Origin of the sequence: Acidovorax sp., assembly GCF_022763525.1 — a bacterium.
GTDB lineage: Bacteria > Pseudomonadota > Gammaproteobacteria > Burkholderiales > Burkholderiaceae_C > Acidovorax.
In genome coordinates, this window is record NZ_JALEGG010000140.1 from 1 (window position 1) to 9,522 (window position 9,522).

11 protein-coding genes are annotated in these 9,522 nt (G+C 64.6%); 7 read left to right on the plus strand and 4 right to left on the minus strand.

The window, feature by feature from the left end; translation table 11 throughout:
* On the minus strand, positions 1 to 146 hold a 146-nt coding region (locus MRY84_RS10790), incomplete at its 3' end, for a helix-turn-helix domain-containing protein (RefSeq protein WP_291505741.1).
* A 245-nt stretch (positions 147 to 391) separates the two neighbouring features.
* Positions 392 to 1,384 carry a DctP family TRAP transporter solute-binding subunit gene (locus MRY84_RS10795; RefSeq protein WP_291505732.1) on the minus strand — a complete coding sequence of 331 codons (993 nt, stop codon included), beginning with the start codon at positions 1,382 to 1,384 and terminating at the stop codon, positions 392 to 394.
* 509 nt (positions 1,385 to 1,893) lie between these two features.
* Between MRY84_RS10795 and MRY84_RS10800 the strand changes: the two genes are divergently transcribed.
* Together MRY84_RS10800 and MRY84_RS10805 are read left to right on the plus strand one after the other, a co-directional pair.
* Positions 1,894 to 2,949, plus strand: coding sequence for a methionine ABC transporter ATP-binding protein (locus tag MRY84_RS10800; RefSeq protein ID WP_291505733.1), 1,056 nt, complete (start codon positions 1,894 to 1,896; stop codon positions 2,947 to 2,949).
* Positions 2,950 to 2,963: 14 nt separating this feature from the next.
* Positions 2,964 to 3,629 (plus strand): methionine ABC transporter permease, encoded by a 666-nt coding sequence (locus MRY84_RS10805; RefSeq protein ID WP_291505734.1) that lies wholly within the window; start codon positions 2,964 to 2,966, stop codon positions 3,627 to 3,629.
* 104 nt (positions 3,630 to 3,733) lie between these two features.
* Here MRY84_RS10805 and MRY84_RS10810 read toward each other — a convergent pair whose 3' ends face one another.
* Positions 3,734 to 4,537: a GNAT family N-acetyltransferase gene (locus tag MRY84_RS10810; RefSeq protein ID WP_291505735.1), complete on the minus strand. Its 804-nt coding sequence runs from the start codon at positions 4,535 to 4,537 to the stop codon at positions 3,734 to 3,736.
* Positions 4,538 to 4,733: 196 nt separating this feature from the next.
* On the opposite strand from MRY84_RS10810, the gene MRY84_RS10815 reads away from it, so the two are divergent.
* The 4 genes from MRY84_RS10815 to MRY84_RS10830 all read left to right on the plus strand — a co-directional run bounded on the left by MRY84_RS10815 (position 4,734) and on the right by MRY84_RS10830 (position 8,444).
* Positions 4,734 to 5,336, plus strand: a complete 603-nt coding sequence (locus MRY84_RS10815) for a DUF1566 domain-containing protein (protein ID WP_291505736.1) — start codon at positions 4,734 to 4,736, stop codon at positions 5,334 to 5,336.
* A gap of 115 nt (positions 5,337 to 5,451) precedes the next feature.
* Complete coding sequence (locus MRY84_RS10820; protein WP_291505737.1) at positions 5,452 to 6,540, plus strand: tetratricopeptide repeat protein; 1,089 nt, start codon at positions 5,452 to 5,454, stop codon at positions 6,538 to 6,540.
* A 266-nt stretch (positions 6,541 to 6,806) separates the two neighbouring features.
* Positions 6,807 to 7,610, plus strand: coding sequence for a MetQ/NlpA family ABC transporter substrate-binding protein (locus MRY84_RS10825; RefSeq protein ID WP_291505738.1), 804 nt, complete (start codon positions 6,807 to 6,809; stop codon positions 7,608 to 7,610).
* Between the two features lie 282 nt (positions 7,611 to 7,892).
* Positions 7,893 to 8,444: an NAD(P)H-dependent oxidoreductase gene (locus MRY84_RS10830; protein WP_291505739.1), complete on the plus strand. Its 552-nt coding sequence runs from the start codon at positions 7,893 to 7,895 to the stop codon at positions 8,442 to 8,444.
* 121 nt (positions 8,445 to 8,565) lie between these two features.
* Here MRY84_RS10830 and MRY84_RS10835 read toward each other — a convergent pair whose 3' ends face one another.
* Complete coding sequence (locus MRY84_RS10835) at positions 8,566 to 9,210, minus strand: NAD(P)H-dependent oxidoreductase (RefSeq protein ID WP_291505740.1); 645 nt, start codon at positions 9,208 to 9,210, stop codon at positions 8,566 to 8,568.
* Positions 9,211 to 9,351: 141 nt separating this feature from the next.
* Here MRY84_RS10835 and MRY84_RS10840 point away from each other — a divergent pair.
* On the plus strand, positions 9,352 to 9,522 hold a 171-nt coding region (locus tag MRY84_RS10840), incomplete at its 3' end, for a LysR family transcriptional regulator (protein ID WP_291505742.1).

Sequence of the window (9,522 nt, forward strand, 5' to 3'; positions counted from 1 at the left end):
AGCGTGTTGGGCGCAATGCCCAACTGCTCGGACAGGCCGCCAGGCGTGAGTCCCTCCTGGCCTGCCACCACCAGTGCGCGGAACACCCGCAGGCGCACTTCCTGGGCCAGGGCGGCGAGGGATCGGATGACGTCGATTTCTTGCATGATTCAATAATACAACAAAAGTAGAAATATAGAAATAATGAGTCGAAAAAATGCCCCGTGGAAGCCAGGGCGGGCCAGTTGCGTAAATGGCGGGCTGCGAAGATGTTGATGAAAATGCCTGGTAGCGCCCATGGATAAAGCGCCAAAAGCTATATTTTTCATAGCTTTGTAGCGCAAGCACCAACCAGCGCCGTGGATGGTGCGTTGCCAGCCGCACGTGCAGCCCGAGCGGGCAGCTGAGGGGCTTACTTGCTCTTGGACCGGATGCGGCCCAGCTCGTCCGCCATGCTGACCCACAGGTTGAAGCCTGCCTCCTGGGCGATAGGCGCCACCACCCGTTCCAGGCGCCGTTCGATTAGCAGCCGCTCGCCGATCTCCAGTTCCGAAACCTTCACGCCCGCGTCCTTGATGATCTTCAGCGCTTCGTCTGTAGCCCGTTGCGACTCGGCTCGCTGGAACAGGCGAGCCTCTGCCAGCGCGTTGCCGATGATGGTGCGGTCTGCCTTGCTCAGTGTGTCCCACCATTTCTTGGAGGCCATCACCCCATAGATGCCATACAGGTGCTTGGAGATGGTCAGGTACTTCTGCACCTGGTGGAGATTGGCGGAGACGATGGTGGGCAGGGGATTTTCCTGGCCATCGAAGGCACCGGATTCCAGTGCGGGTCGAAGCTGGGGAAACGGCAGGGGCTGGGCATCCGCGCCCAGCCGCTTGAACGTATTGATCGCAAGCTCGGTCGGCATGGTGCGCAGCTTGATGCCCTTCAGGTCCGACAAGTGCGTCACAGGGCGCACGTTGTTGGTGAGATTGCGGAAACCCAACTCCCAGAACGACAGCCCCACCAGCCCGCCTGCGGATACGCCGGCCAGCAGGTCTTTGCCGATCTTCCCGTCTAGGAGCGCATGCGCCTCTTCGCGGTGCGCAAACAGGAAAGGCGTATCCAGAATCGCCAGTGGCTTGTAGACCGGCACGATCGTCGACGTGGAACTGATGAAGATCTCGATGTTCCCGTCAATGGCGTCTTGCATGAGCTTCTGGTCGTTGCCCGCCGCGCCATTGCCAATCTGCTTGAGCACCAGGCGCCCGCCTGAGTCGGCGGAGATCCGTTCTGCGGCTTTGACGAGCGCGTGCCCGACGTGCGAGTCATGCGACAGCGCATGGCCTACCCGAATCTCCGCTGCGCTCGCCATCTGGGCCAAGGCGGCGCATGCCATGAGGCAAAGAGCGCGCAGTGCCATGAAGCTCCTGGGTGCAGTGCGGGGGGTGGTGGGTGAAACCTTCAAGTCCATCGTCGTCCTCCGTCAGGAATCCATGCACCCTCGTGCGGGCGCATTCTTGTGAAAGCGTCCGAATTGCATGCCACGGGCGTGACGCCATACCACCAATGTGTCATGCATTAAGTTTTGTAATCTTAGGATTGAAAAATGTACTATCCAGTCCGTGTTTTCCCTGGCAATGAATCGCTAGGCCATCACACCCTTGCTGTGGTAGCAACCAATAAGTATCCAAACTGTTCATGCACGTGGAGTGGGCTGACGCGCGAACCTTTGCCAAGCCCCGTGAACTACGCGGGGCTGCAGAGCAGCGCAGTCAATTGCGAGCCGCATCCTCTTCATAACCAGGTGATCTAACCAATCGATTTTTCAATCGTTTGTGAACTTACGATTAGCCGATACAGTCGCCCCTCCTTTTTCTCCGAACCGCGCGGCAGCAGCCACCAGGGGGCCGCTGCCGCGCACTGCTTTCCATGATCGATTTACGGGGTATCACCCAAACCTATCCGGGCCCACAAGGCCCCGTCGAAGCCCTGCGCGGCATCGACCTTCACATCCAGCCGGGCGAAGTGTTCGGCATCATCGGCAAGAGCGGGGCGGGCAAGAGTTCGCTGGTGCGGGTCATCAACCTGCTCAATCGGCCCACCACGGGGCAGGTGATCGTGGGCGGGCGCGACCTCACGCAGCTCAGTGAGGCGCAGCTGCGCGAGGCCCGCCGCGAAATCGGCATGGTGTTTCAGCACTTCAACCTGCTGTCGTCGCGCACGGTGTTTGACAACGCCGCGCTGCCGCTGGAGCTGGCGGGCATGGGCAAGGCCGAAATCCGCGAACGCGTGAACCCGCTGCTTGAACTGGTGGGCCTGGCCCATCTGGCCGACCGCTACCCCGCCCAGATCAGCGGCGGGCAAAAGCAGCGTGTGGGCATTGCGCGTGCGCTGGCCAGCCGGCCCAAGGTGCTGCTCTCCGACGAAGCGACCTCGGCGCTGGATCCGGAAACGACCCGCTCCATCCTCGACCTGCTGCGTCAGGTGAACCGCGAGCTGGGCCTGACGGTGGTGCTCATCACCCACCAGATGCAGGTCATCAAGCAGGTGGCCGACCGCGTGGCCGTGATCGAGGCCGGACGCATCGTGGAGCAGGGCCGGGTGCTGGAGGTGTTCACCCGCCCGCAGCAAGCCATCACCAAGAGCCTGATCGACGAAATCCTCCCCCAGGAACTGCCCGCGAGCGTGCTCGACCATGTGCGCAAGCTCACCCGCCAGCTCGCCGCCGCGGCGCCCGGTCACGCCGGGCGGCTGCTGCAGCTGTCTTACTCGGGCGACAGCGCCTACCAGCCCATCCTGTCGCAGCTCATCCGCGAGTTTGGTGTGGACATGAGCATCCTGCACGGCCAGGTGGACGAGATCCAGGACGAGACCTTTGGCTCGCTGGCCGTGTACGCCAGCGGCGAACCCGCGCGCCTGCGCGGCGCGGTGGAGCACCTGCGCGCAGGAGGTGTGGACGTGCAAGAAATCACCATTGAAATCTGAGGGAGCCGCAAGCCATGTTCGACCATTTCACTCCGGCCATGCTGGATCTCTTTGCCTCCTCGTTGTGGGAGACGCTCATCATGGTGGGCATCTCCGGCATCGTGGGCGGCCTCATCGGTGTGCCGCTGGGCGTGTTCCTGCGCCTCACCGACCATGGGGGCGTGCTGCAAAACGGCCCCGTCAACAAGTTCGTGGGCTGGCTGGTGAACGCAGTGCGGTCCACGCCCTTCATCATCCTGCTGGTGGCCATCATTCCGCTCACCCGCTTCATCACGGGTTCGTCCATTGGCACCGCGGCGGCCGTGGTGCCGCTGACCATCGCCGCCGCCCCCTTTGTGGCGCGCCTGGTGGAGGCCGCCCTGCGCGAGGTGGACCATGGCCTGGTGGAGGCCGCCCAGGCCATGGGTGCCACCACCAGCCAGATTGTCTGGAAGGTGCTGCTGCCCGAGGCGCTGCCTGGCATCGTGGCAGGCCTGACCATCACTTTCGTGAGCCTCACCGGCTACTCGGCCATGGCCGGTGCCATTGGGGGCGGGGGGTTGGGCGATCTGGGCATCCGCTACGGCTACCAGCGTTTCCTGCCCGAAATCATGCTGGCCGTGGTGCTGGTGCTGATCTTCTTCGTGCAGGCCGTGCAGAGCCTGGGCGACTGGGCGGTGCGCAGGCTGAGCCATCGGTGAGAACTGCGTTTGCTATTGAAATAGTAGCTTGTTGCGCTTGTGGGGTCAGCGCTGGCGGCCATTTCAATGCCCATGGCTGACCAGCCCACCCGGACCTGCCGGGCTCAGCCCGGCACCCGGTAGTGGTAGCCATAGGCTGTCGTGAAACCCATCGATTCATACAGCCGCAACGCCGGGGTGTTCTGCGCCCGCACCTGCAGGTAGGCACTGGTGGCGCCGACCTCGGTCGCCCAGTGCAGCAGCGCCTGAACCAGCGCCCGCCCGCGCCCGCCGCCGCGGTGCGCGGGGGCCACGGCCAAGTCGTACAGGCCCACCGCACCGCGCTCCAGAACCGCCAGACCAAAACCCACTGCCTGGCCGTGCGCATCGTGCTGCAGTGCGAAGGCGGTGGGGTGGGCAATGGCCTGCAGCATGCTGCGGTGCAGAGCGCGGTGGTGCGCGGCCACGCCATTGGCGGTCGCAAAGCCCTCCAGCCAAGGGACTGACGCGCTGGTGCTGACGACCGTGCTTTGGTCGGCCGGTGACATGCCCGCCGTCAGCGGCCGGTGCAAGACCAGAGAGGGGTCGAAGTGCTGGTAACCCGCCTTCGCCAGCTCCTGGTCGGCCTCGGCCGGGGCCAGGGGCGAGATGCGGAACACCGCGGGCAGCCCGTGCCGCGCATACATCGCCCGGGCGGCCTCGTGCACCCCGGCAAAGGGCGCCTGGGCCACCAGCGCGTTCACTGAGTTCGCGCGCTTGGTATAGCCGCCCGACAAACGAAAAACCCAGCCTTGGTGGAACACCGTCTGGTGGGCGGGCCACGCGTTGAAGGCGCGCTCTTCCAGGGCAACCACCTGGGCGAGCGGGACGGTGGAGGCAGCGGTGGCTGTGCCAGCGGGCGAAGCAGCGGGTGAAGCAAGGGGACTCATCCCGCCGTTATAGCAACACCCGTCCGCGCAGGCTGCGGGCCCATCGGACGGGTGCGGTGGTGGTGTTGGTGTTGGCCTGGCGGCCTGGTTTAGCGCTTTCATTGATCTGCCTGCTGGCATTTGTACCGCCATCCGGTTAGCGTGTCGCAGCCGCACGCAGCGCTTGTTCGTTCCCGATTTTCCCGTTCCACCGCCCATGACGACCTTCATCTCACGCATTCCAGCCCTGGTGGCTGGCTCCCTGCTGGCCCTGCCGCTGCTTGCCGCCGACGCACAGGCCCCAGCCGCCTCTGCAGACTGGGCGCTCTCGCCCGATGGCGCTTATGTGCTGGACCTGCGCGCCGGGCTGGCCTGGCCGCGCTGCGTGGAAGGCATGCAGTGGAATGGAAAAACCTGCACGGGCAAGCCCTTGCTGCTCGACCGGTCTGAGGCCAACGCCCTGGCTTCCGAGCGCTGGAAGGCGGAAGGCGTGGGCTGGCGGCTGCCGCGCGTGCCCGAGCTGCAGCGCCTGATTGACAAGAGCCTGTCGCCGCCCGGACTGCACCCGGTGCTGTTCCCCGCTGCGCCGGGCCAATGGCATTGGTCGGCCACGTCCAATGTCAACACGCTGAGCACCAACCAATACAACTACAACACCATCGCCCAGGGCCGCGCTGGCGACAGCGGACGCCAGGCCGCCATGCTCAACGGCTGGGCCGTGAATCTTTCCACCGGCGAGGCCCGCGGCGATGCGGCACGCACCAGCAAGCTGCCCGTGCGGCTGGTGCGGCCGCAGCCGGTGGAGGCTGTGGGCAAGTAGGCCGGTCTGGTCGCCTGGCATAGGGTCGTTGGCCCGTGGCTGCTGCGACAGCGCAATACTGTGTGTACATTGCATCGCCATACGCCTTTGTTGCGATTCCCCGGAGACACCCGCCATGAACCTGCCCCTGCATCCTCTGGACGCCGACCTGTTTGCCCGCGCACAACCGCTGCTGGACGACGAATGGCTGACCCGTGACCCAGACCTTGCCCCCGTGCTGCCCACGGTGCTGGCGCGCAATGTGGGGCAGGACTGGCACAAGGCGGGCACGTTTCGCCACCACCTGGTGGGCGTGACACGCACGCTCACGGTGTGGCAGCAGCCGCGCGATGTACGCCTGCTGGGGCTGCTGCACAGCGTGTATGGCAACGCGTTTGTGGACCTGGTGAAGTTCGACCCCGCCAAGGAGCGCGCCCGGGTGCGCGAGATTGCGGGCGAGTCGGCCGAGCACCTGGTCTACCTGTTCTGCACCCAGTCGCGCACGCAGTTTGTGCAAAAGGTGCTGGCCCACGCGCTGGAGGCCGACGGCAGCCTGGTGCTGCAAAAGGATGGGCAGGACCATGTGCTCACGCCCTACGAGGTGGCGGCCTTCATCATCGTGAGCATGGCGGACACCATCGAGCAGTGGTTCAGCTGGCAGGACGACATTTTTTCGCGCTTCCCCGAGGTGCAGCACCGCAACCAGAAAGCGCACTGGGCTGCATCGCTCTGGCCCGGGCCCATGCGACCGTCGGGGCGCATGGTGCACCAGATCAACGGGCTGGCGAAGGCACTGCAGCACCCGGGCCTGAAGGATGTGCTGCCCATGCCGCCCGTGTTTGCACACTGCTCGCAGTACCTGTCCGCGGCCAACGAGGCGGCGGCCACGTCGCTGTACTGGTCGGTCATCCAGCAAGACCAGCCGCTGGTGGACCTGGACGTGGCCATCGGTGTGCTGGAAAGCGCCGTGCGCCACAACCCCTGGGTGGGCGAGCCGCAGATGGTGCTGGCCCAGTTGTATCTGTCGGCTGGCCGCAAGGACGACGCCAAGGCCGCCGCCGAGAGCGCACTGCATCTGTTCTGCGCCTGGGGCAATTCGTGGGACAAGCGCGTGCAGTGGGACGCCTGGGTGGCCTGGACGCGCATCCTGCTGCAGGGCGCGACGGTGGAGGGCACGTGGCCCGAACGGCTGGACAAGCTCAACAACGTGGCGCTGCGTGGCTGACTTGGAGCATCCCCCTGAATGGCTGCGCCACTTCCCCCTTCTCTCGAATCGCTGCGCGATTCGGGAAAGGGGACGCAGCCCTCGCTGCGGGGCGGCCCTTGCTCGGCTGTCCTCGCCGTGCGCGCGCGTGTCTCATGAGGTGGGGGTGGGGTGCACGGGTCTTGTCTTCTTATTCGAATGGGTTTTAATGAAATAAAAACTTATTCGTTCCTGTTTTATCGGGAAAACCCTAGGATGCGTTCCATCTCTTTACGAAAGGTTTTCCTGTGAACAACAACAAGCGCCTCCTCCTGCAATCTACCTTGGCTTTGGCTGCCGCTGCCGCGTTCTCCACCGGCGCGATCGCCCAGGACAAGCCCCTCAAGATCGGCGTGACGGGCGGCCCCCACGCGCAGATCTTCGAGCAGGTGAAGAAGGTCGCCGAGAAGGACGGCCTGAAGATCCAGATCATCGAATTCAGCGACTACGTGCAGCCCAACGCCGCGCTGTCGGCGGGCGACCTGGATGCCAACAGCTACCAGCACAAGCCTTACCTGGACGCCCAGATTGCCGACCGGGGCTACAAGTTTGCGGCGGTGGGCTACACCGTCAACTTCCCCATCGGCCTGTATTCCAAGAAGGTCAAGAAGCTGGAAGACCTGAAGGAAGGCGCCAAGTTCGGCATCCCCAACGACCCCACCAACGGCGGCCGCGTGCTGCTGGTGCTGCAGGACAAAGGCCTGATCAAGCTGCGTGAGGGCGCGGGCCTCAAGGCCACGCCGCTGGATGTGGTGAGCAACCCCAAGAAGCTCAAGTTCGTGGAACTCGACGCCGCCCAACTGCCCCGTTCGCTGGACGACCTGGATGCCTCGGCCATCAATACCAACTTCGCACTGTCGGCCGGCCTGAACCCCGGGAAGGACGCGATTGCGCAAGAAAACGCCAAGAGCCCCTACGTCAACCTGATCGCCGTGCGCGAAGCCGACAAGGACAAGCCCTGGGTGGCCAAGCTGGTGAAGGCCTACCACTCCGAGGAAGTGAGGAAATTCATCCAGACCGAGTTCAAGGGTTCGGTGCTGCCGGGCTTTTGATGGCCCTGGCGGGGGCGTGAGTGCCCGCGCGTCCTTCCACTTTGTTTCCAACTGAAAACGGCTGCCAGCGCTTGAATAGCAAGCGCTGGCAGCTATTTTTTTGATAGTGATGAGCCCGTCTGGCACGGGACGGTAGCCCGCCCGGAGGGCGGGCGGCTTGCCTGCGATGGGGGCTGCGCCTACGATGGGGCGGACCGCGCCCGACGGGCACCCGCCTTGGTGGGCTCGTCCGCAGGGCTTCGCCCCTTCTTCCCGGCAGTGACCGTCTTCAAGGAGTAATCCATGGCCCAGCTCAACATCGCCGTCGTCGTCGGCAGCCTGCGCAAGGAATCGTTCAACCGCCAATTGGCCACCGCGCTGGCCCGGCTGGCGCCGCCGGATGTGAAGTTCACCCAGCTGCGCATCGACGACCTGCCGCTGTACAACCAGGATGACGACGGGCAGCAGGCCGCCTCGGTGCTACGGCTCAAGGGGGCGATCCAGGCCGCCCACGGCGTGCTCTTCGTGACCGCCGAATACAACCGTTCCATCCCCGGCGTGCTCAAGAACGCCATTGACCATGCCTCGCGCCCCTACGGCCAGAGCGCCTGGGCGGGCAAGCCGGCAGGGGTGATTGGCGCGTCGGTGGGCGCCATCGGCACAGCGCTGTCGCAGCAGCACCTGCGCAACGTGCTGGCTTACCTCGACATGCCCACGCTGGGCCAGCCCGAGGCTTTCATCCACGCCAAGGAGGGCCTGTTCGACGCGGACGGCAACGTGGGCGAGGCCAGCCGCAAGTTCCTGCAGGGCTGGGTGGACAAGTACGTGGCCTGGGTGCGTCAGCACCAGGCTTGAGAGACCCTGCCAGAAAATCCCAAGGGCTGGCTCGCCTCCTGTTGCCAGGGAAGCGTGCAGGCCCTTTTCCTTTTTTTACTCTCTCGTCCGGCCGCAACGCGACCTGCCAGTCGCAGCGCGCTTACGCCACTTCGGCGACTTGCGGCTGGTTGGCTGCGGTGGCCGCATGGGCCTGGATGTCGCGGTCGGCGTTACCGAATGCCTGGGCCTTCGCGTCGGGGCCCATGCCCACGCCTTCGGCGCGCACAAACCGCACGTCGGTGATTCCAAAGAAGCCGAACACCACCTTCAGGTAGCTTTCCTGGTGTTCCATGGCCTGGCCGCCTTCACTGGTGGAATACACGCCGCCGCGGCTCGATGCCACGATCACCGTCTTGCCGCCAGCCAGGCCCACGGGGCCCTTGTCGGTGTACTTGAAGGTGCGGCCGGCCTGGGCGATGCGGTCGATCCAGGCCTTGAGCTGGCTGGGTACCGAGAAGTTGTACAGCGGTGCGCCGATCACGATCACATCCGCTGCCAGGAACTGGCTCACTAGCGCTTCGGAGAGGGCGTTTTCCTGGCGCTGCACCTCCGTTGCTGCCGCTTGGCCCGTGCGAAAGCCCAGGGAATCGGCCGAGAGGTGGGAAGGTGCATCCTTGGCCAGATCGAGATACTGCACGGACGTGCCGGGGTGGCTAGCCTTCCAGGCGGCCACGGTGCGGGCCGTCAATTCGCGGGAGACGGATTGTTCGCCGGTGATGGCCGAATCGATGTGAAGCAGTTGCATGGGGGGCTCCTTGTCTTGAGTGGCTGCCGCATCGTGCGGCCTTGGGTTGTATTGTGGGGATCCATCAAAACGTTGATAAGGGGGCGAAACTGCGATAGATTGTTCTATCCATAGAACAATTGGCGCTCCGCCCGTCTCGCCATGCAAGACCTCAACGACATGCTGTATTTCGCCGAAGTGGTGGAGCGTGGCGGCTTTGCTGCTGCCGGGCGCGCGCTTGGCATCCCCAAATCCCGCCTGTCGCGCCGCGTGTCCGACCTGGAAACCCATCTGGGCGTGCGCCTTTTGCAGCGCACGACGCGCAAGCTGTCA

What these genes read in the sequence shown, in the direction of transcription:
- MRY84_RS10820 (WP_291505737.1), top strand. Translation starts at nt 5,452, where the DNA reads ATGAACCTGCCCCTGCATCCTCTGGACGCCGACCTGTTTGCCCGCGCA.
- MRY84_RS10835 (WP_291505740.1), bottom strand. Translation starts at nt 9,210, where the DNA reads ATGCAACTGCTTCACATCGATTCGGCCATCACCGGCGAACAATCCGTC.
- MRY84_RS10805 (WP_291505734.1), top strand. Translation starts at nt 2,964, where the DNA reads ATGTTCGACCATTTCACTCCGGCCATGCTGGATCTCTTTGCCTCCTCG.
- MRY84_RS10795 (WP_291505732.1), bottom strand. Translation starts at nt 1,384, where the DNA reads ATGGCACTGCGCGCTCTTTGCCTCATGGCATGCGCCGCCTTGGCCCAG.
- MRY84_RS10830 (WP_291505739.1), top strand. Translation starts at nt 7,893, where the DNA reads ATGGCCCAGCTCAACATCGCCGTCGTCGTCGGCAGCCTGCGCAAGGAA.
- MRY84_RS10815 (WP_291505736.1), top strand. Translation starts at nt 4,734, where the DNA reads ATGACGACCTTCATCTCACGCATTCCAGCCCTGGTGGCTGGCTCCCTG.
- MRY84_RS10800 (WP_291505733.1), top strand. Translation starts at nt 1,894, where the DNA reads ATGATCGATTTACGGGGTATCACCCAAACCTATCCGGGCCCACAAGGC.
- MRY84_RS10810 (WP_291505735.1), bottom strand. Translation starts at nt 4,537, where the DNA reads ATGAGTCCCCTTGCTTCACCCGCTGCTTCGCCCGCTGGCACAGCCACC.